This window comes from Kribbella sp. NPDC051770, assembly GCF_040681455.1.
Taxonomy (GTDB): Bacteria; Actinomycetota; Actinomycetes; order Propionibacteriales; family Kribbellaceae; genus Kribbella.
Genome location: NZ_JBFAYT010000003.1, coordinates 530,185 through 550,597 on the forward strand (window position 1 = coordinate 530,185; position 20,413 = coordinate 550,597).

Annotated in this window: 15 protein-coding genes and 1 pseudogene; 9 read left to right on the top strand and 7 right to left on the bottom strand. The window is 70.4% G+C overall.

What is annotated here, in order from left to right:
• Positions 1-18 precede the first annotated feature (18 nt).
• Both AB0M01_RS13860 and AB0M01_RS13865 read right to left on the bottom strand, forming a co-directional pair.
• Complete coding sequence (locus tag AB0M01_RS13860; protein ID WP_363669078.1) at positions 19-567, bottom strand: carboxymuconolactone decarboxylase family protein; 549 nt, start codon at positions 565-567, stop codon at positions 19-21.
• 62 nt (positions 568-629) lie between these two features.
• Complete coding sequence (locus AB0M01_RS13865; RefSeq protein ID WP_363669080.1) at positions 630-1,346, bottom strand: SDR family oxidoreductase; 717 nt, start codon at positions 1,344-1,346, stop codon at positions 630-632.
• A 203-nt stretch (positions 1,347-1,549) separates the two neighbouring features.
• On the opposite strand from AB0M01_RS13865, the gene AB0M01_RS13870 reads away from it, so the two are divergent.
• The 8 genes and pseudogenes from AB0M01_RS13870 (at position 1,550) to AB0M01_RS13905 (ending at position 9,046) form a co-directional block, all read left to right on the top strand.
• On the top strand, positions 1,550-2,950 hold the full coding sequence (locus AB0M01_RS13870; RefSeq protein ID WP_363669082.1) for an FAD-dependent oxidoreductase: 1,401 nt from the start codon (positions 1,550-1,552) through the stop codon (positions 2,948-2,950).
• Positions 2,951-2,978: 28 nt separating this feature from the next.
• Positions 2,979-4,217 carry a beta-propeller fold lactonase family protein gene (locus tag AB0M01_RS13875; protein WP_363669084.1) on the top strand — a complete coding sequence of 413 codons (1,239 nt, stop codon included), beginning with the start codon at positions 2,979-2,981 and terminating at the stop codon, positions 4,215-4,217.
• A 55-nt stretch (positions 4,218-4,272) separates the two neighbouring features.
• Positions 4,273-4,575: an urease subunit gamma gene (locus AB0M01_RS13880; protein WP_363669464.1), complete on the top strand. Its 303-nt coding sequence runs from the start codon at positions 4,273-4,275 to the stop codon at positions 4,573-4,575.
• 7 nt (positions 4,576-4,582) lie between these two features.
• Positions 4,583-4,879: pseudogene (gene ureB / locus AB0M01_RS13885) on the top strand (urease subunit beta); the annotation flags it as partial.
• 80 nt (positions 4,880-4,959) lie between these two features.
• A complete protein-coding gene (ureC, locus tag AB0M01_RS13890; protein ID WP_363669086.1) occupies positions 4,960-6,678 on the top strand; it encodes an urease subunit alpha in 1,719 nt (572 codons plus the stop codon).
• Complete coding sequence (locus AB0M01_RS13895) at positions 6,678-7,391, top strand: urease accessory UreF family protein (RefSeq protein WP_363669088.1); 714 nt, start codon at positions 6,678-6,680, stop codon at positions 7,389-7,391. Before ureC ends, AB0M01_RS13895 begins: the two co-directional genes overlap by 1 nt.
• Before the next feature lie 18 nt (positions 7,392-7,409).
• A complete protein-coding gene (ureG, locus tag AB0M01_RS13900; RefSeq protein ID WP_363669090.1) occupies positions 7,410-8,111 on the top strand; it encodes an urease accessory protein UreG in 702 nt (233 codons plus the stop codon).
• Positions 8,108-9,046 carry an urease accessory protein UreD gene (locus tag AB0M01_RS13905; protein ID WP_363669092.1) on the top strand — a complete coding sequence of 313 codons (939 nt, stop codon included), beginning with the start codon at positions 8,108-8,110 and terminating at the stop codon, positions 9,044-9,046. Before ureG ends, AB0M01_RS13905 begins: the two co-directional genes overlap by 4 nt.
• Before the next feature lie 4 nt (positions 9,047-9,050).
• On the opposite strand, the gene AB0M01_RS13910 is transcribed toward AB0M01_RS13905, so the two are convergent.
• Together AB0M01_RS13910 and AB0M01_RS13915 are read right to left on the bottom strand one after the other, a co-directional pair.
• Positions 9,051-11,735 (bottom strand): AAA family ATPase, encoded by a 2,685-nt coding sequence (locus tag AB0M01_RS13910; RefSeq protein ID WP_363669094.1) that lies wholly within the window; start codon positions 11,733-11,735, stop codon positions 9,051-9,053.
• 8 nt (positions 11,736-11,743) lie between these two features.
• Complete coding sequence (locus AB0M01_RS13915) at positions 11,744-12,610, bottom strand: alpha/beta hydrolase (protein WP_363669096.1); 867 nt, start codon at positions 12,608-12,610, stop codon at positions 11,744-11,746.
• A gap of 241 nt (positions 12,611-12,851) precedes the next feature.
• Between AB0M01_RS13915 and AB0M01_RS13920 the strand changes: the two genes are divergently transcribed.
• Entirely contained in the window at positions 12,852-14,285 is a 1,434-nt protein-coding gene (locus tag AB0M01_RS13920; protein WP_363669098.1) for an amidase family protein, read from the top strand.
• 36 nt (positions 14,286-14,321) lie between these two features.
• On the opposite strand, the gene AB0M01_RS13925 is transcribed toward AB0M01_RS13920, so the two are convergent.
• The 3 genes from AB0M01_RS13925 to AB0M01_RS13935 form a co-directional block, all read right to left on the bottom strand.
• Entirely contained in the window at positions 14,322-15,761 is a 1,440-nt protein-coding gene (locus tag AB0M01_RS13925) for an ATP-binding protein (RefSeq protein ID WP_363669100.1), read from the bottom strand.
• Between the two features lie 62 nt (positions 15,762-15,823).
• Entirely contained in the window at positions 15,824-18,598 is a 2,775-nt protein-coding gene (locus tag AB0M01_RS13930; protein WP_363669102.1) for an AAA family ATPase, read from the bottom strand.
• A 186-nt stretch (positions 18,599-18,784) separates the two neighbouring features.
• Positions 18,785-20,269, bottom strand: a complete 1,485-nt coding sequence (locus AB0M01_RS13935; protein ID WP_363669104.1) for a LuxR C-terminal-related transcriptional regulator — start codon at positions 20,267-20,269, stop codon at positions 18,785-18,787.
• Positions 20,270-20,413: the final 144 nt, after the last annotated feature.

Sequence of the window (20,413 nt, forward strand, 5' to 3'; positions counted from 1 at the left end):
GGTCCGTCGGTTCCGGGGTCAGGCGTGGTCGTGCGGCATGACCACCGGGAGGTCGGGGTCGGTGTCGGCGACGATGTTGAAGTAGTTGGTGAGGATGTTGAGCGCCAGGTTGCCGATCACCTCGCTGATCTCGGCGTCGGTGACGCCGGCGGCGCGGGCGGTCTTGAGGGCGACCTCGTCGACGGTGCCCTGGCCGCGGGCGATCGCGTCGGAGAGCGTGAGCAGCGCGGCGACGTGGGGATCGGACGACTGGGCGTGCCGGGCGCGTTCGATCTCGTCGGTGTCGAGCTTCGCGACGTTCTTGCCGAGGTAGGTGTGGGCCGACAGGCAGTAGGTGCAGCGGTTGTACTCGGCGGTCGCGAGGGCGAGGCGCTCGCGGACGGCGACCGGCAGTACGCCGGTGGCCAGGGCGCCGGACAGCGCCAGGTAGCCCTGCAGCACGGCGGGGCTGTTGGCCATCGCCTTGGCCATGTTGGGGATCGAGCCGATGCTTCGCTTCAGCTCGCCGAGCAGCTTGGCGGCCTCGTCGGAGGCGTCGTCGAGCTCGATCTGGGGGAGTGCAGACATGGGAATGCCCTTTCGTGACGACCGTCAGGTCTGGTTGTGGGTCAGGTGGACCGGCGGTCCGGTCAGACGAGGGGTTCGCCGCCGTCGACGGCGAGCGAGACTCCGGTGAGGAACGTGTTGGTGAGGGCGAAGACGACCGCTTCGGCGATGTCGTCCGCGGTACCGATCCGGCGGACCGGGTTGGTCTCCGAGCGCTGAGCGAACAAGGCGGCCTTCCGGTCCTCGCCGAGCGCGTCGTACGCGCCGGTGTCGATGGTGCCGGGGGAGATCGCGTTGACCCGGATCGGTGCGAGCTCGACGGCGAGGGATCGGGTGACCACGTCGACCGCTCCGTTCGTCGCGGCGACCGCGAGCATCCCGATCGACGGTTTGCGAGCCGATGAGCCGGAGAAGAGCACGAACGAACCGTCGGCCGGCATCCGCGGCGCGAAGTGCTTGGCCAGCAGGATCGGGCCCAGCACCTTGGTGTCGAACGACGCCAGCATCGTGGCCTGACTGAGTTCACCGACCTGTCCTCTGGCCCGTGCCGAGGCCGTCGACACGATGTGGTCGACCTGGCCCAGCCGTTCGGCCAGCCGCACGACGCTCGTTTCGTCGGTGAGGTCGACGGTCTCGGCGGCGACTCCGGGGTCGTCGTACGCCGCACGCAGCCGGGCGGCGTCACGGCCGGCGACCACGACCTTCGCACCGTGCGCCAGGACCGCGCCCACGACGGCGCGGGCGATCCCGCTCTCCCGTCCGACCACCAGGATCGTGCGTTGCTCCAGTGCTGCGGTCACAGTGTCTCCTCCTCGTCGCGGCATGCCGTCGGCCAGCCAAGCGGTGAGTCGTTGCCGTTCGCGTCCGTGTCTGCCCGGGGGAGTGCCCAGTCCCGGAAGCCACCAGGGTGCGGGGCTCGGGGATTCCTCGATGCGGGGGTGGGACGCAAGCCCGAGTCTGGGTGGCGTAGCGCTGGAACCCCTGAGGTGTAGAGGCCGACATCATGCGAAACAACGAGAGTTCACTACGGGCAGACCTCCTGGTCGTCGGTTTCGGCAAAGGGGGAAAGGCGGTCGCGGGTGCGATGGCGCGACTGGGCCGACAAGTCGTGGTCGTCGAGCAGTCCGACCAGATGTACGGCGGAACCTGCCCGAACGTCGGATGCGTGCCGACCAAGGCTCTGGTCCACGCTGCCAACAACCGCCGCCCCTCCGACGAGCCCCAGGAGTGGTACCAGCGGTCTGTCGGGGAGGTGCACGAGATCACCTCGCTGTTCCGTCAGGGGAACTTCGACGGGATGAACAACCTGGACACCGCTACGGTGCTGACCGGGCACGCGGAGTTCATCGACGACCGCACGGTGCGGGTGGGCACCGTGCAGGGTCCGGTGACGGTGAGCGCCGAGAACATCCTGATCAACACGGGGTCGACGCCGGTGATCCCGGCGATCGCCGGCCTGCGGGACAGCAAGTACCTGGTGACCAGTACGGACCTGATCCACCGCACCGAGCTGCCGAAGCACCTGGCGATCGTGGGCGGGGGTTACCTGGGTGTCGAGTTCGCGGCGATCTACCGCCGCTTCGGCTCGCAGGTCACGCTGTTCGAGTCGGGCGCCGCGATCTTCGACCGCGAGGACGACGACATCGCCACGGTCGCGGAGAAGATCCTTGTCGACGAGGGGATCGAGATCGTCACCGGTGCGAACATCACCCAGGTGCGCGACGGCGACAGCACCGCGACGGTCGTGTACCTGAACGACGGCCGCGAGGAGACGCTGGAGGTCGACGCCGTCCTGGCCGCGGCAGGGCGCAGGCCGGCGACCGACGGTCTCGGGCTCGAGGCCGCGGGGGTCCGCACGACCGCGGGTGGCGCGGTCGAGGTGGACGAGTACCTGCGCACCAGCCGGCCACACATCTTCGCGCTCGGCGACGTGAACGGCGGGCCGCAGTTCACCTACATCTCGCTGGACGACAGCCGGATCGTGCTCGACCAGTTGGTGGGCGACGGCAAGCGAGCCACCACGGACCGGGTGGCGATCCCCCGGACCTTGTTCATGACTCCGCCGCTGGCGAACGTCGGCCTCACCGAGCGGGAGGCCCGCGAAGCGGGGTTCCGGATCAAGGTGGCCAGTCAGCCCGTGGCCGACATCATCTCGATGCCACGCGCGTACGTCGTACACGAGACCAGGGGCGTGATGAAGTTCGTCATCGACCTCGACACCGACGAGATCCTCGGCGCGACGCTGCTCAGCGTCGACGCGCAGGAACTGGTCAACCTCGTGGCGCAGGCGATGCGCCACGGCGTCACGGCGAGCCGGCTGCGCGACGCCGTGTACACCCACCCGTCGTCCACCGAAGCCTTCAACGACGTCATCGATGCCGTCGTACGCACCGACGAGCGCTAGACCAGACCAAGAAGCGAGGACAACAGTGATGGAGCAAGGCATGCGGGCCCCCGGGCACCTGTACATCCAGACCAACGAGGTCAGGAACTTCGTGATCCACTACGCCCGGGACACCGACGGGACGATCACCGAGGTGGAGCGGGTCGCGACCGGTGGTGCGGGGTCCGGGGTGTACAAGCCGATCAGTGGCCAGGAGAGCGCGCCGAACGCGTTCGAAGCGGCCGGCAGCGTGATCCTGAGTGCCGACAAGCGCTTCCTGTTCACCACCAACGGCGGGGACAACTCGGTCTCGAGCTTCGGGGTCGGCGAGGACGGCAAGCTGACGCTCGTCGACGTCAAGCGGACCGGCAACCTGGTGACCGGCCGCAGCGGTACGGCGAAGTCGCTGGCGTACCTGCCGGCGTCCGGCACGTTGTTCGTGCTGCACTCGTTCGGTCCGGACCACGTACGGCTGATGTCGGTCGATGCCGACGGCAAGCTCAAGGCCCGGCCCGAGGGGTACACGGTGAACACCCCGGACAAGCCGCTGCGAGTGTCGACGATGGTGGTGCTCTCACCGGACGAGAAGTACCTCGTCGTCGGGACGACCTTCGACGAGCCGGCCAAGGCCAACCCGGACGGTTCTCCGATCCTGTGGGCCGACCAGCCCGACGGATCGAAGAAGTCGGTCGCGTCCAACGCACCCGATCCCGACGGGATCGTGGTGTTCCCCGTCCAGCAGGACGGCTCGCTGGGCGAGGGCCTGTTCCAGGACGGCGGTGGCGGCTCGCCGTTCTACCCCGCGTTCCTGCACCACCGGCCCGACCAGTTCGTGATCGGGTACGCCGTGGCCGACGGTGTCGCGCTGGCGTCGCTCGCCGAGGACGGCAAGATCGGTACCGGACCGGTGGTGAAGATCGACACCAGTGCCGGGCTGCCGTCGGAGCTGTGCTGGCTCGCGGTCTCGCCGGACGACCAGTGGGTGTTCGCCACGAACTTCGGCTACAGCAACATCAGCAGCTTCCGGATCGACGGCGACGTCGTCTCGCTGGTGCACAACTCCGCGTGCCCGAAGGTTCCCGGCGACGGAACGTTCCGCGCGCTCAACGGAACGGTCAGCAGCGGCCCGAGCGACAACCTGATCACCCCCGACGGCAGCTACCTGTACCAGATCTACGCGAACGCCTCGAAGCTGATCGGGTACGCCGTCCAGGCGGACGGCTCGCTCAGCGAGATCACCAGCGCGCAGATCCCGTACAACAGCCCGCAGGGCCTGGCCGGGTTCTGAGCCGATGACCGACGGTGCACCCGGGGAGCCGCGCATCGAGGCGACGGTGTCGTCGCTGATGCTGACTCCCCGGGAGGTCGAGAAACTGGTGATCTACCAGGTCGCGGACCTGGCCCGGCGGCGCCGGGAGCGCGGCCTGAAGCTGAACTTCCCGGAGTCGATCGCACTGATCACCGAGGCGTTGCTCGAAGCGGCCAGGGACGGCCGGTCGGTCGCCGAGGTGACCGAGCTCGGCAAACAGGTGCTGTCCCGCGACGACGTACTGCCGGGCGTGCCCGAGATGGTCAACATCGTCCAGGTCGAGGCAACGTTCCGGACCGGGACCCAACTGGTGGCCGTGGCCAACCCGATTCCGTAGGGGCGAGATGATTCCAGGCGAGTGGCTGCTGTCGGACGAGCCGATCGAGATCAACGCCGGCCGGCGGACCGTGCGACTGGCGGTCCGCAACGCCGGTGACCGGCCGATCCAGGTCGGGTCGCACTACCACTTCTTCGAGGTGAACCGGGCCCTGGACTTCGACCGGACGGCGGCGCTGGGCATGCGCCTCGACGTCCCGTCGGGTCAGTCGGTCCGGTTCGAGCCGGGCGACGAGCGGGACGTCGACCTGGTCGAGTTCGGCGGGTCGCGGCGCGTCGTCGGGTTCAGCGGCCTGCTGGACGGCGCGGCGTCCAACCCGCGGTCGCGTGCTCAGGCGCTCGCCGCGGCCCGCGAGCGAGGCTTCTCGGGAGCGGGGGAGCAGCGATGACCACGGTCTCCAGACGGCAGTACGCCTCGCTCTACGGGCCGACCACCGGCGACCGGTTCCGGCTGGCCGACACCGAACTGTTCGCCCGGGTCGAGCGCAGCCTGATCCTCCCGGGGGAGGAGGCGATCTACGGCGGCGGCAAGTCGATCCGGGACGGCATGGCCGAGGTGCCGGGGCTACGGAACGCGGACGGGGCGCTGGATCTGGTGATCACGTCGGTCGTGGTGATGGACGCGGTGATCGGGATCGTGAAGGCCGACATCGGTGTCCGGGACGGGCGGATCGTCGGGATCGGGCAAGCCGGCAACCCCTACCTGCAGGACGGCGTGTCGGCGGACCTGCTGATCGGACCCGGGACCGAGGTGATCTCGGGCGAGGGACTGGTCGCGACGGCCGGTGCGATCGACACCCACGTGCACTTCCTGACCCCCGCGCAGGTCCCGCACGCCGTGGCGAGCGGGATCACGACGATGCTCGGGGGCGGCACCGGTCCCGCCGACGGTTCCAAGGGAACGACCTGTACGCCGGGCCCGTGGAACCTGGCCCGGATGCTGGAGGCGACCGCGACCTTGCCGGTGAACGTGGGCTTCATGGGTAAGGGCAACAGCAGCCGTCCGGAGAGTCTGCGCGAACAGGTCGAGGCCGGCGCCTGCGGGCTGAAGGTGCACGAGGACTGGGGTGCCACTCCGGCGGCGCTCGACTGTGCGCTGACCGTGGCCGACGAGTACGACGTACAGGTGGCGCTGCACGCCGACACGCTGAACGAGAGCGGGTACCTGGGGGACACGCTCGACGCGATCGACGGCCGGACGATCCACAGCTACCACACCGAGGGCGCCGGCGGCGGGCACGCACCGGACATGATGGCGATCGCGTCGCTGCCCAACGTGTTGCCTTCGTCAACCAATCCGACGCGTCCGTACACCACCGACACGACCGACAACCTGTTCTACATGACGATCGTGACCCACCACCTGAACCCGGACAATCCCGAGGACGTCGCGTTCGCGCAGTCGCGGATCCGGGCCGAGACGGAGGCGGCCGAGGACGTTCTGCACGATCGCGGCGTTCTCAGCATGTACTCGTCGGACTCGCAGGCGATGGGCCGGGTCGGCGACACCGTGACGACCTGCTGGCGGACCGCGGACAAGATGAAGAAGGTCGCCGGCAGCCTGCCGGGGGAGACCGCCGGCGACGACAACCAGCGGATCCTGCGGTACCTGGCGAAGCTGACGATCAACCCGGCGCTGACCCACGGCATCGCGCACGTGGTCGGGTCGCTGGAGCCGGGCAAGCTGGCCGACATCGTGCTGTGGCCGACTAACACGTTCGGCGTCAAACCGAAGTACGTGATCAAGGGCGGGATGGTCGCCTGGTCGGTGATGGGCGATGCGAACGCGTCGATCCCGACGCCGGAGCCGGTCTTGCTGCAACCGATGTTCGCCGGACTCGGCAAGGCCGCGGGGCGTACGTCGGTGACCTTCGTGTCGCAGGCGGCGCAGGACGCGCGGGTGATGGAACGGCTCGGGGTCGACCGGTGGACCGAGGCCGTCCGTGGGTGCCGGACGGTCGGCAAGGCGCAGATGGTGCGCAACGACCTGACGCCACAGATCACCGTGGACAGCGAGACCTACCAAGTCAGGGTCGACGGTGAACCGGCTGTCGTCCCGGCGTCCGAAGAGGTTCCGATGTCCCAGCTCTACTACATCGTCTGATGCCCGATCGCCTGGCTGGGCTGTTGTCCGTGCTGCAGCTGAGCGACTCGGCGTTTCCGAGCGGCCGGTACACGCTGTCGTACGGATTGGAGACGCTGGTGCAGTCGCGACGGCTGACGATGCCGAGCGCCCCGTCGACGCTGGCGGCGCTGCTGCGCGACCAGGTGCGGTTGTCGGTCGGCCCGTCGGACGGTGTGGCGCTGGCTTGTGCACATCGCGCGGTGAACGGCCCGGACTCGCTCGATCTCGACCTGGTGCGCAGGGCCGACGAGCGGCTGACGGCGGTGAAGGTGTCGCGGGAGGCGCGTGAGACGTCGACGCGGACCGGGCGGGCCCTGCTCAGAGTGGCGCGCCCGGCGTTCGACACCGCGGCACTGACGATTCTCGCGCACGAGGTGGCCGGCAAGCGGGCCCAGGGCAACCATGCGGTCGTCCTCGGAGTGCTGAGCGCCTCCTTGGGCGTGCCCCGTCCCGAGGCGGTGGCGGGTGAACTGTTCGCGTTCGCCGCCAGCTGGGTGGCCGCGGCTGTCCGGCTCGCTGTGACCGATCACGGTACGGCGCAAACGGTCCTGCACGACGTACGCCCGCACCTGGCCTCGGCCGCGGAGGCCGCCGCCGGGAAGGACGTTCCCGACATCACCAGTTGCACACCGCTGCTGGACGTGATGGCGATGCGGCACGAGGAGACCGAGCTCCGGCTGTTCGCCAGCTGACGAAGGAGAGACAGATCCATGGACGCACACGGTCACGGACACGGGCACGGGCACGAGCCGGCTCCGCAGTTCGCCGAGGTCCGGGCACCGGGGATCCCGCGCATCGGTGTCGGCGGGCCGGTCGGCTCGGGGAAGACGGCGCTGATCGAGGCGCTGGTCCCGCTGCTGATCGCCGCGGGGCACCAACCGTTGGTCGTCACCAACGACATCTTCACCAGCGAGGACGCCCTGCACGTACGCCGTACGCTCGCCGGCGTGCTGGCACCGGAACGCGTGGTCGGTGTCGAGACCGGCTCCTGCCCGCACACCGCCGTCCGCGACGACCCGACGATGAACCTCGACGCGGTCGCGGAGCTCACCGACCGGTTCCCCGACGCCGACGTCGTCCTGGTCGAGTCCGGAGGCGACAACCTCACGCTCACCTTCAGTGCGGCGCTGGCCGACTACTTCGTCTTCGTGATCGACGTCGCCCAGGGCGACAAGATCCCGCGGAAGAGAGGCCCCGGAGTGACGCACTCCGACCTGCTGGTGATCAACAAGGTGGATCTGGCCGACCTGGTCCGATCCGATCTCTCGGTGATGGACCGCGACGCCGGCGCCGTGCGGGAAGGCCGGCCGTTCGTCTTCACCAACTGCTTCACCGGCGACGGGCTCGACGAGGTGGCCGGCCGGATCGGTGAGGTGATCGCCCGGTACGCGCCTGCCGCCGATCCCGTATGACCCGGCGCGACGATCGGGCTTGGTGCACTCCGAAGGGGTTGCCGCAGGAGGTGCTGGCGTTCGGTGCGGAGGTCCAGGGTGGGTTGGGGGTCGGAGCGGCGGGGAAGCTCGGGGTACTGGATCTGGCGGTCGCGCCGAGGGCCGGCCGGACCAGGGTGGTGCGGCAGTACCAGCGCTCCCCGTTGTACATCTACCGGCCGATCTACCTGGACCCGCTGCGGCCCGGGATGGCCTTCGTGTTCCTGCAGCAGCAGGGGGACGGGTTCGTTCAGGGCGACCGGTACCGGGTGGACATCGACTGCGCGGCGGGATCGGCCGTGCACGTCACGACGCAGGCCGCGACGAAGGTCTTCAGGGCGCAGGACGACTTCGCGACGCAGCTGGTCAACCTGCAGGTCGGCGCCGGCGGAGTGCTCGAGTACCTGCCCGATCCGGTGATCCCGTTCCGGGGATCACGGCTGTACCAGCGGACGTGTCTCACCGTGGCGGACGACGCCACGGCGATCCTCGGCGAGATCCTGCTGCCGGGCCGGGTGGCGCGGGACGAACTGCACGTCTACGACCTGTTCTGGGCCGACACCGAGGTCCGGGCACCGGACGGGTCGCTGCTCTTCGCCGACACGTTGCGGCTGCGGCCCGGTGAGATGGACGCCCCCGGCGCACCGGGAGTTCTGGGCGAGTACGACGTCGTGGCCGGCTTATACGTGCTCTGTCCGGCCACGCCGGCGGCGGAGCTGGTGGCCGCTCTGCGGGACGCGCTCGCCGGCGTACCGGACATTCTGGCGGGGGTGACCGAGCTGCCCGCTGGTCGTGGTGCGGCGGTGCGCATTCTCGGCCACCGGTCGAAGGTGGTTCAGGCCGCGATGCGCACCGCCTGGGACCGGGCGCGGCGCGAGGTGCTCGGTGCGCCCGCTCCCGATCTGCGCAAGGGCTGACCGATCACGGCGGCCCGTCGGCCAGGACGAGGTGGAGCTCGGTGCGGGACGTGATGGCCAGCTTGGTGAACACCTTGTGCAGGTGGTACTCGACGGTGCGCGGACTGATCGACAGCGTGGTCGCGATCTCCGGGTTGGAACGGCCGTCGCGCGCCAGCGCCGCGATCCGGTTCTCCTGCGCGGTGAGCGTGGACGGTGCGGTGAGCTCGCGCCGCCGTGCCCGCTCCCCGGTGGCGAGCAGTTCGCGCAGCGTCCGCTCGGCGAAGGCCGCGGCGCCCATCGCGACGAACGACTCGTGCGCGGCGCGCAGGGGACCGCGGGCGTCGACGCGCCGGCCCTGCCTGCGCAGCCACTCGCCGTACAGCAGGTTGGCCCGGGCCAGCTGAGTTCTGATCCCGGACCGGTCCAGCCGGTCGATCGCTTCTTGGTAGGCGTCCTCGGCGGCCCGGCCGGTGAGCAGCAGAGCGCGCGACTGCGCCTCGGTGCCCAGCGCCCAGTTCGTCCCGGCCAGGCACGCTCGTTCCGACAGCCGATCGAGCGCTTCGGCCGCTGTGTCGAGGTCACCGGCACGGACCGCACCTTCGACGAGCTCGGGAAGTGACCATCCCTGCAGCTCGAAGGCGTCGTGATCGAGGACCGCTCGGGTGGCTTCGACCGCTCGCCCGTAGGCGCCGGCGCCGTTCGCGAGGATCGCCGCGGCGTAGCGCGCCACGCCGGCCGCCGCACCTCGGCCGTTCCGTTCCGGCGCCGGGAGGGCCGGTGCGTCCTGACCGCGCCAGGCCGCGAGCAACCATGCCGCATGCGGGAACGCAGGTGTGCCGACCGCTCTGGCGGTCGCCGTCGCCTCCGCCACCAGCGATTCGGCGGCGCAGAACTCGCCGGTCTGGATCTCGGCCAGCGCGCGGTGGGTCAGTACGTACGGCAGCAGCGTCCGTGCTCCTGTCAGCCGAGTCAGCTCGAGCTGCTCACTGGTCAGCACTCGCCAGGCGGAGCCGTCCCACAACTCCGCGGCGACCAGACAGGACAGCAGGCGCGAGCGGGTGTCCTCCGCGGGCTCCTGGTCGAACGTCTTCAGCGCCAGCTTCAGCGGCTCGACGGCGGCGGCGTAGCCGGATGTGCAGAGCTGGGCGACACCTTCGATCAGCCGGTCGCTTCCTCCGGGTTGCTGATCGCAGAGCCGGACGAGAGCTTCGTCGACGAGGTCCACGTGCCCGGTGAAGACGGCCGCGCCCATCGCCTCGACGTACGCCGGGCCGGCGAGCTCCGGCCGGCACTGTTCGAGGTCCCGGGCGGCCTCCATCAGCTGGCCGACGGCCGCGCGGCCGCGGCTCGCGTCGAACGCCATCCGGGCGCGGACCCGCTGGATCCGTGCCCGGCCGAGTGCGTCGGGCGCACCGAGCTCGGCGGCGGCGAGCAGCCGGACGGCCGCGTCGGCCGCGCCTGCCGAGTGGTACGCGTCAGCCGCCAGGACGGCACGTTCGACCCGGAGTCCGGGATCGGCCGAGCAGATGGCCGCGCGCTCGAGGAAGGCCGCGGCGGCCGCCAGGCCCCCACGCTCCAGGGCCTTGCCGGCCGACCGCGCCAGCTCGTCACCGACCGCGTCGTCGGTGCCCACCAGGCTGTGCGCGAGGTGCCACACCCGGCGGTCGGGCTCGGTCAGCGGATCGGTCACCAGGGCCAGTGCCTCGTGCGCGCGGCGCCGCTCCGCGCCCGAAGCCAGCCCGTAGATCGTCCAGCGCAGGCGGGGATGCCGGAACACGACCCAGGCGCCGAACGAGACGAGGTTCATGGCTTCGAGCTGCTGCGCGGCACCGGCCTCCAGACCGAGCCGGGCCGCGGCCCGCCACAGCCGCACCGGGTCGCCCATCGGTTCGGCGGCCGCGAGGATCAGCAGCGACCTGCTGGCCGGCGCGAGGCCGTCGAGGAGAGCAGGCTCGCCGCGGTACGACGGGTCTGAGTCGTAGCCGCCCGCGAGCGTCACCGGCGACGCGGTGCGGACCGAGTCCAGCAGCACGCGTGGATTTCCTCTCGCCTCCGCGATCATCCGCTCGAGTACGGCGTGATCCAGGACAGCGGGCAGCGCCGCGTCGATCAGTTGGTGCGCGTCCAGGTGGGTGAGCCCGTCGAGGACGAGCTCCGGCAGGCCGGTGACCCGATCGCCGCGATCGGCGAACAGCAGCGCGACGGGGACCGGTCCGACCCGTCGAGCCACGAAGGACAGGACGGAGGTCGACGGTTCGTCGAGCCACTGCAGGTCGTCGACGACGCACAGGACCGGCTGCTCCTCGGCCGCGAGCGTCAGCAGCGACAGCACCGCCACGCAGAGGACGAAGCGATCGGGTCGCGGGCCCGCACGCAGACCGACGGCCGTCTCCAGCGCGTCGCGCTGATGAGTCTCGAGTCGCGCGAGCTCGACGGGGAGTGCGGAGCACAGCAGGTGCAGAGCCGCGTACGCCATCGCAGCCTCCGCGACGGTCCCGCGGATGCGGATCACCCGATGGCCGGTGGCGTTGGAGGCCAGGTCTTCCGCCAGGGCGGTCTTGCCGAGTCCAGGGTCACCACGCAGGACCAGAACCGCGCTCCGGCCGGACACCGTCGTCGCCAGCAGCTGCCGTAGCCGAGCGCGCTCAGGTCCGCGCCCCGCGAGGGGTAGCTGCGGACTCGGAACAGTCAGACCGTCTGCCGTCATGGTGGTGGTCAGAGCGGGATCCGGTCGAGGAACTGCCCGACCGTGCTCGCCACCGTGTCCAGGTGGCTCTCCAGCAGGAAGTGACCACCGTCGAGCAGCGAGATCTCGGCGTGCGGTGCGTCCTCGGCGAAGGCCAGTGCGCCCTCGGGACAGAAGATCTCGTCGTTGCGTCCCCAGATCGCCAGCAGTGGAACCCGGCTGTCCCTCAGGTACGCGTGCAGCCGGGGGTACAGGGCCAGGTTGGTCGCGTAGTCGGCGAGCAGCGCCAGCTGGACCTGGTGGTTTCCCGGCCGCGAGACCATCGCGAAGTCGTGGTACCAGGCTTCCGGACTCACCAGGCTCTGGTCCGGCACACCGTGCAGGTACTGCCACCGGATCGCGTCCAGCGTCATCGCCTGCCGGAGCGCGGACTCGGTCTCGGGCGTCTGCCGCTCCCAGTACGCGCGCACCGGTCGCCAGAAATCCTCCGCCAGCCCGGCCTCGTAGCCGTTCCCGTTCTGCGAGACGATCGCGGTGACGGCCTCGGGGCGGGCCAGCGCCAGCCGCCAGCCCACCGGTGCACCGTAGTCCTGGACGTACATCGCGTACCGGGTGACACCAAGCTGCTCCAGCAGACTCGCGGTGAGGTTCGCGAGCGCGTCGAAGGTGTACCCGAACTCGTCGGCCGCCGGCGCGTCGGACAGCCCGAAGCCGAGGTGGTCCGGGGCGATCACGTGGTACCGGCCGGCCAGCAGCGGCACCAGATGGCGGAACATGAACGAGCTGGTCGGGAAGCCGTGGAGCAGGACCACCACCGGGGCGTCGGCCGGGCCGGCCTCTCGGTAGAACAGCTCCTGCCCGTCGACCGTCGCGTACCGGTGGTGCACCGTCGTCATCTCGCTCCTTCGACCTGACATCCATCTCCTGGACCAGGTCCAGAGTGCGTGCCGATGGTTGCCGTGGGCATCCCCCAGTGGGTAGCCAACCCACCGGCGGGTGACCGGCTACCCAGTTGACACCCGCTGTACGGCGTACGGGCACCCGTCGGATCGCTAGGGCAATCCCTGACGCGACGTGATCGGCTGATCACGAACATCGGTGTCGCGGCGCGGACGCGCCGACGACCTGAGGAGATCGATGACCGAGGAAATCTGCCGGATGTCCGCCACCGAACTGGTGGCCAGGATCGGCGCCAGGGACATCTCGCCCGTCGAGGTGACCGAGGCCGTGCTCGACCGGATGGACCGGCTCGACCCGGTACTGCACGCGTTCTGCGAGCCCACCCGGGACGCGGCCCGCGCGAAGGCGGCGCAGGTCACCGACCGGATCGCCCGCAACGAACCGGTCGGGCCGCTGGCCGGCGTACCGGTCGCGATCAAGGACCTGATCAGCACCAAGGGGGTGCGCACAGCGATGGGATCGCCGATCTACCGCGACTTCGTGCCCGACGAGGACGACGTGGTGGTCGAACGGATCAAGGCCGCTGATGCTGTCGTCCTCGGCAAGACCACGGTGCCGGAGTTCGGCTACAGCGGAGCCGGCCACAACCCGGTGTCCCCGGCCGCGCGGAACCCGTGGAACATCGCGATGACGCCGGGTGGGTCCAGCAGCGGGTCGGGCGCCGCGGTCGCCGCGGGGATCGGGCCGCTGGCGCTCGGCACCGACGGTGGTGGATCGGTGCGGATCCCCGCGGCGCACTGCGGGATCTACGGGTTCAAGCCGTCGATGGGACGAGTACCGATGTACCCCGGCGCGCGCGACCAGAGGTACCCGGGCGCGTCCAGCTGGGAGAGCCTCGGGCACATCGGCCCGTTGACCCGAACCGTTGCCGACGCCGCGCTCGCCCTGTCGGTGCTGGCCGGGCCGGACCCGCGCGACCGGTTCTCGCTGCCGGCCGGTGACGTCGACTGGTTGTCGGCCCCCGAGGGCGGGATCCGCGGTCTGCGCGTCGCGTTCTCACCCGACTGGGGCTACCTGGACGTCGACCCCGCGGTCCGGGAGATCACCGCGCGGGCGGCCGAGGTGTTCGAGCGAGACCTCGGGTGCGTCCTGGAGGAGGCCCATCCCGGGTGGGACGATCCGTTCCACGCCTTCTGGGCGGTGGTGGTCGCCGACAGCGACCTGGCCGGGTTGCGTGCGTTGCTCGACGAGTACGGAACGCGGATGTCGCCGCACCTGGTGGACCTGCTCAGCCGGAACTGGACCGCCGAGGAGCTGACCAGCGCCCGGATGACGCGCAAGGCCGTGAACAACAAGATGTGGCGGCTGATGGCCGACTACGACCTGCTGATCACACCCACGCTGGCGGTTCCGCCGTTCCCGCTCCACACCCAGGGTCCCGAGATCATCGACGAGCGGATGGTTGCTTCGACGGCGTGGCTCGGCTTCAGTTTCCCGATCAACCTGACCGGTCAGCCGGCGGCGTCCGTCCCGGCGGGGTTCACCACGGACTGCTTGCCGGTCGGGCTGCAGATCGTCGGTCGGCACCTGGCCGACGCCGACGTACTGCGTGCGTCGGCCGCCTTCGAAGCAGCTGCCCCGTGGGCCCAGTACTGGCCGGCGATGGCCTGACAGACCCGATCCGCGGCACCGGTCCGGGCGTCGGAATCAACCGTCTCCGCGCTCCGAGGGCGGTCCGAGTGGAAGGCGGACGACGAAGCGCGTGTCGCCGGGGGAGGAGTCGACCGACAGCGTGCCGCGGTGCTTGTCGACCACGATCCGCCAGGCGATGTCCAGGCCGAGCCCGGTGCCGGCACCGACCGGTTTGGTGGTGAAGAACGGTTCGAAGATCCGGTCCTTGATCGCCTCGGCGATGCCCGGTCCGGTGTCGGCGATCTCGACCAGCAACCGGTCGTGGTCGCGCCCGGTCCGGACGGTGAGTCTGCCGTGGCCGTCCATCGCGTCCACCGCGTTGGTGATCAGGTTCGTCCAGACCTGGTTCAGCTCGGCCGCGTACGCCGGCACCGCCGGCAGGCTGCGGTCGAAGTCGGTGACCACCGTGACCCCGTCGCCGATCGTGTGGGTGAGCATCACCAGCGTGCTGTCGAGCAGCTGGTGCACGTCGACCTCCCGGTACGGCGTACGGTCCATCTGGGTGTACTGCTGGGCGGCGGTGACCAGCGTGGAGATCCGGGTGGTGGAGTCGTCGATCTCGTTCATCGACAGCTCGAGGTCGATCGTGTGGTGCAGCCAGTCCAGCACGTTCTCCAGGGCCGCCGCGTCGCCGGTGCCGCGGGAGATCGAGTCCAGCCGGTCCGCGTCCAACCCGGCCTGCGCGAACGTCGGTGCCATCCGCCAGCCGCCGGCGACACCCCGGGCGGCGAGCCAGTCGGTCAGCTCGTCCTCACGATCGGCAACGTCCAGCGGAGTCGCGACCGAGACCAGCGGCAACTGTTCGAGGAGCTGTTCCTGGAGGGTGGCGAGCCCGGCCAAGGTGGCGCTGTCGAGGCCGCTGGAAGCGATCGTCGCGAGTGCCCGGCGGAGACCGGCGACCCGCTCCCGGATGGCGGCCGTCGCCCGCATGGCCGCCGCGGTGGGGTTGTTCAGCTCGTGCATGAGCCCTGCCGACAGCGAGCCCAGGGCAACCAGTCGCTCGCGCTGACTGATCGCCCGCTGGGTGTTCTTCATGCCCAGGAACAGGCCCTCCAGCAGGTGCAGCGGCATCGGGAACCACTCCCGGACCGCGGCCGCGAACTTGTCGGCGGCCAGGACGTACAACCGGGACGGGCGGGTCGCGCGCAGCGTGTTGTCCAGGGTGTGGTCCACCCCGTCACCGAAGAAGGTCCGCCAGGCGCCGGCGTACGCACCGACCTGGCTGGTGCGGTTGATCTCGACGTCCTCGGCACCGGTCCGGCGGGAGATCACCAGTTCGCCGTCGAGCAGGACGTAGAAGTTGGTCGCGAGGTCGTCCTCACGGTAGATGTCGCCGGGCTTGAAGCGGGCCACCGATCCGTTGCGGCACAACCAGTCGAGCTTGGCGTCGTCGAGCTTCTCGAACAGGAACAGCGTCCGGAGCTCGGACTTGCGGCACGGCAGGCGTTCAGGCACACCGTCATGGTCGAGGCCACGGCCACCGGCCGCGTCCGGGAGATCACCGGTGCGGGCACTGGTCAGGTGCCGCCAACGGGTCTCAGGACGACTTCGAGCTGCTTGCGGGAGCTGACGCCGAGCTTGGTGTACACCTTCCGGAGGTGGTACTGGACCGTGTGCGGGCTGATGAAGAGCCGGCCGGCGATCTCAGGGTTGGAGAGGCCGTCGCGGGCCATCCTGGCGATCTGGGCCTCCTGGGCGGTCAGGTCGTCGTACCGGCCGGCATCGACGCGTTTGCGGGCCGCGCCGCCGGCAGCGCGGAGCTCGCGGGCGGTGCGTTCGGTGAAGGCGGTCAGCCCCATCGTCTCGAACAACGTGTGCGCGGTCCGGAGCTGTTCGCGGGCCTGGTTGTGCCGCCGCTCGCGGCGCAGCCATTCGCCGTACAGCAGGTGTGCCCGGGCGAGGTCCACGCGCAGCCTGGTCCGGCCGAGCCGCTCGATCGACTCACGGTACAGCTCCTCGGCCGCCACGTCGTGGTTGAGGAGCGCCTGGCAACGTGCCTGCAGGCCCAGCGCCCAGTCGGTCCCGCTGGCGGCGGCCATCTCGGCGAATCGCTCGTAGGCGTCGACCGCCGCGTCCTGGTTCTCGGTGCGGACCGCTGCCTCGACGAGCTCCACCAGCGCCCAGATCAGGGATCCGGCGTCCGGGAGGTACTCGACCGCTCGCCGCGCGGCGCACAAGGCCTCGTCGTAGCGCCGAAGACTGTTGAACAGCAACGCTCTGGCCCACTCCGCGAAGGTGATGCCGACGCCTTCACCGCGTTGCGTCACCCCGGGCACCATGGCGCCGTACACCTCGGACATCCGGTCCGCGCTGCCACGGAAGGCAGCCAGTCCCAGCGCGATGTACGGCGCCAAGGCGGTTCCGGCCGACTCCTTGATCGCCTGCTCCTCGTCGGCCATCGCCTCCGCGGCATCGAGTCGTCCTTCGAAGAGCAGCAGGTACGCGCGCGACGTCAGGGCGAGCGGCAGTTCGCTGAGGGCACCGACCTGCCGGGCGAGGTCGAGGTGCCGGACCGACAGCACGTCCCACCGCTCGTCGTCCCAGACCCGGAGCGCGGTCGTACAGGCCAGCCACAGCCAGCGCAGCTCTTCCTCAGCCGGCTTGTGGGCGTCGACTTCGCGCAGGGCGGTACGCAGCGTCGCCAACGATGCTGTGTAGCCGTGGTTGAAACGAGCGGCGGTGCCGTCGAGCAGGAGGTCCGGCACGCGGGGTGCACTTGACGGCGGTGCGGTCGCAGCTCGCTGCCCGACGGTGATCACGTCGCCGCCGGGGACGGCGAACCGTCCGGCGAAGATCGCGGCCGAGAGGGCGTCGAGGTAGGTGGTCCGGGACAGCTGGGGGTCGGCCGACCGCAGATGTTCCGCGGCCCGCAGCAGGAGCGGGGGCGCGTCCTTTCCGCGGTTGGTGACGAACGCGAGCTGGGCACGGACGAGGTCGGTGCGGGCGCGCTGGAGGTCGGTGAGCGGACCGGCCTCGGCCATGGTCAGCAGGTCGTTCGCCGCGGTGTAGGAGCCGGCCTGAAGGTGGGTCTCGGCGGCGGCGAGCGCGCGTACGGTCCGAAGGCCGGGGTCGACCGTGAGGGTGGCCGCACGGAGCAGGAAGGCGGCTGCCGCCGGGAGCCCACCACGAGCACGAGCACGGCCCGCGGACAGTTCGAGCTCAGTGGCCACGTGCTCGTCGGGGCCGGTGGCAGCCTGGGCTCGGTGCCACGCGCGACGGTCGGGGTCGAGGTTCGGGTCGGTGGCCTCGCCCAGCGCGTGGTGGACCTGCTGGCGTTGCTGGAGCGTGGCGGAACGGTAGATGCCTGACCGGGCCAGCGGGTGGCGGAACCGGACACGGGCGCCGAGCTCGAGCAAGCCCGTCTCGACCGCGGGGGTCGCGGCGGCGGAGTCGATGCCGAGGGCGGTCGCAGCTCGCCAGACCAGAGCGGAGTCGCCCGACGGGTCGGCGGCCGCGACGAGCAGCAGCTGCCGGGCTGATTCGTCCAGGGCCGCCGCGCGGCGTACGAAACTCTCCTCGATCCGGCCCGACAGCGGCCCAGCGCCGGGCAGCCCGAACCCGCCGGCCAGCTGCGCGGCAGTGAACTCGCGAGGCAGTTCCAGCAGCGCCAGGGGATTGCCCCGGGTCTCGGCCACCAGCTGATCACGCACCGTCGAATCGACCGGGCCGGTCAGCACACTGTCCAGCAAGGCTCCGGCGTCGGCCACCGCCAACCCGCGGACCATCAGTTCGGGCAGACCTTCGAGCTCCTGGGTCACTGATCGGGTCGCCACCACCAGACCGACCGACTCCGCGTCCAGACGCCTGGCCACGAAGGCGATCACCTGTGCCGAGGCGCCGTCGAGCCACTGGTAGTCGTCGACGAGGCACAGCAGCGGTTGATCTTGTGCACTCATCGAGAGCAGGCCCAGGGTGGCCAGACCGACCAGGAACCTGTCCGGCGCCGAGCCCGACGCGAGGCCGAGCGCGGTACGCAGCGCCGCGGCCTGCGGGGCAGGCAGATCACTGAGGCGGTCCAGCAACGGCGCGCACAGCTGGTGCAGCCCGGCGAACGGCAACTCCATCTCCGACTGGACTCCGTTGCAGCGGACCACCCGGTACCCGAGTGCCTGGACCGCCAGGTACTCGAGCAGCGCCGTCTTGCCCACGCCGGGTTCTCCGTGCACGACGAGTGCCTCGCTGTCGCCCGAACGCACAGTCGCGATCAACTGGTCCAGGAACGAGCACTCGGCTCGCCGCCCGACGAGCTCTGCCGCCCGCCGCCATCTCGACAGGTCAGCGGGCAGACGCATCCGGGAACCATGCCGGTCAGCCACTGGAACCGGACCTGCCCGGCTGCGACTCGTAGTGCCGACGTGCTTCCATACGGCGGCTCGCAGCCGACCTGGCCGGCTGCTCGTCACCTGCTGCGGGCTTGACCGTCACCGTCCTCATCTTCCACTTCTCGAAGCTCTCCGAGCGTAACCCTGCCTGGCGGCTCAACCTGACCCCCGAAGACCGATTGGGTGGTTTCGTTCGGCAGCCGTAAGGCCGTCCGGTACTGATGGCGATCCGGCCTCCAGGACGAGCCGGACGAGCTCGACCCGGGACGAGATGCCGAGCTTGCGGAACATCTGGCGGAGGTGATGAGCCACCGTGTGCGGGCTGATGTACATGCGGGCACCGATCTGCTTGTTGTTCAGTCCCTCGGCCGCCCGCCGAGCGACGTCCTGCTCGGTCCCGGTCAGGCTGTCCCAGCCGTGGCGAGGCTTGCGCTGCCCGGTCTTCCAGTGCCGGGTCCGGACCCCGGTCTTACGCAGCCTGCTGCGAACGCGGGCACCGTCGGTGTCGGCACCGGCCTCGTCGTACCAGACGAGAGCGTCCTGCCAGCACTCGATCGCTGCGTCGTACTCACCGTTGGTGAGGTGATCGACGCCGAGCTTCTCGGCCTCGTTGGCCCGGGTCCACGGGATCGACCGCTCGTCGAGGGCAGGTCGTTCGGTCCGTACGGTGGGGTACTCCGGCCGGTGGGGCGTCGGCGCGACACCGCCGTACTGGCGGACGAGAGCGCTGCGTGCCGGGCGTGGGATGAGCTCGGCAATCGCGCGCTGCAGCAGTGGGTGGCGGAAGGCGAAGGTCTCTTCCTGCACCGTGATGAGGGCCGAGTCGAGCGCCTCTTCGAGAGCCGGCAGCAGGGCCGCGGGCGAGCTGCCGACCATGTCGGCCACGTCGTCCAGGTCGAATGCCGGTCCCATCACAGCTGCCGTCGTGAGGAGCTGCCGTGCATTCGTGCTGAGCTCGTCGAGTCGGTGCCGGGTCAGCCGGTGAACGCGGTGCGGGAGTGACGACGGCGCCGGCTCGGCGCCGTCGCCGGTCAGGCCGGTGGCGTGCTCCTCCCGGAGCCCGCGGAGCAGCGCCGCGACGAGCGCCGGGTTTCCCGACGCGCCGGCCGCGAGCCGTTCCAGTGCTGCGCTGGGCCGTTGACCCAGAGTGTTCGCGAGCATCGCGGTCACTGCCGTGTCCGGCAGCGGGCCGAGCGTGATGCGGGTGGCGCCGTCCTTCTCCAGCAGGTCGAACAGGTCCGCGGCCCGGCGTGAAGTCGTGGTCGACCGAGCGAGCAGCCACGCGATCGGCAGATGGTCCACGGACTTCGGCAAGGTCCGTACGGCGGCCATGCTCGTCGGGCTCGCCCAGTGCAGATCGTCGAGGCAGATCAGGACCGGAGCCGACGGCCCGCTCGCTCGCGCGGCCTGCAGGAGCGGGAGAGCTTCGCCGACCGGGTCGGCCGTGCCCGTGACCACCGCGAATCCGTACGCGACCGCCTGGTCGGCCGAGTCGTGCAGGAGGTGGGACTTTCCGATCCCTGGCTCGCCGTCGATCAGCAGAACGCCGTCCCGTCCGTTCGCGGCGCGCTCCAGCGCAGCCTGGACGAGGTTCTGCTCCGCAGCCCTGCCCTGCGTCGGCGCTGTGGCGAATCCGGACATGTCCGTCAGGTTGCCCGACCGCCGGCCTGTCGAGCATCACCCGATGAGTAGTCTTTTACCGAATCGGTTCTCGCCACGACCTCGTCCGGGAGGGAACCGAAGCAGCCCTGCCGGCGACGGCTCGATCGAGCCTGCAGCGTCAGG

Coding starts and splice junctions, on each gene's coding strand:
- AB0M01_RS13860 (WP_363669078.1), bottom strand. CDS start 567: ATGTCTGCACTCCCCCAGATCGAGCTCGACGACGCCTCCGACGAGGCC.
- AB0M01_RS13870 (WP_363669082.1), top strand. CDS start 1,550: ATGCGAAACAACGAGAGTTCACTACGGGCAGACCTCCTGGTCGTCGGT.
- AB0M01_RS13875 (WP_363669084.1), top strand. CDS start 2,979: ATGGAGCAAGGCATGCGGGCCCCCGGGCACCTGTACATCCAGACCAAC.
- ureC (WP_363669086.1), top strand. CDS start 4,960: ATGACCACGGTCTCCAGACGGCAGTACGCCTCGCTCTACGGGCCGACC.
- AB0M01_RS13895 (WP_363669088.1), top strand. CDS start 6,678: ATGCCCGATCGCCTGGCTGGGCTGTTGTCCGTGCTGCAGCTGAGCGAC.
- ureG (WP_363669090.1), top strand. CDS start 7,410: ATGGACGCACACGGTCACGGACACGGGCACGGGCACGAGCCGGCTCCG.
- AB0M01_RS13905 (WP_363669092.1), top strand. CDS start 8,108: ATGACCCGGCGCGACGATCGGGCTTGGTGCACTCCGAAGGGGTTGCCG.
- AB0M01_RS13910 (WP_363669094.1), bottom strand. CDS start 11,735: ATGACGGCAGACGGTCTGACTGTTCCGAGTCCGCAGCTACCCCTCGCG.
- AB0M01_RS13915 (WP_363669096.1), bottom strand. CDS start 12,610: ATGACGACGGTGCACCACCGGTACGCGACGGTCGACGGGCAGGAGCTG.
- AB0M01_RS13920 (WP_363669098.1), top strand. CDS start 12,852: ATGACCGAGGAAATCTGCCGGATGTCCGCCACCGAACTGGTGGCCAGG.
- AB0M01_RS13930 (WP_363669102.1), bottom strand. CDS start 18,598: ATGCGTCTGCCCGCTGACCTGTCGAGATGGCGGCGGGCGGCAGAGCTC.
- AB0M01_RS13935 (WP_363669104.1), bottom strand. CDS start 20,269: ATGTCCGGATTCGCCACAGCGCCGACGCAGGGCAGGGCTGCGGAGCAG.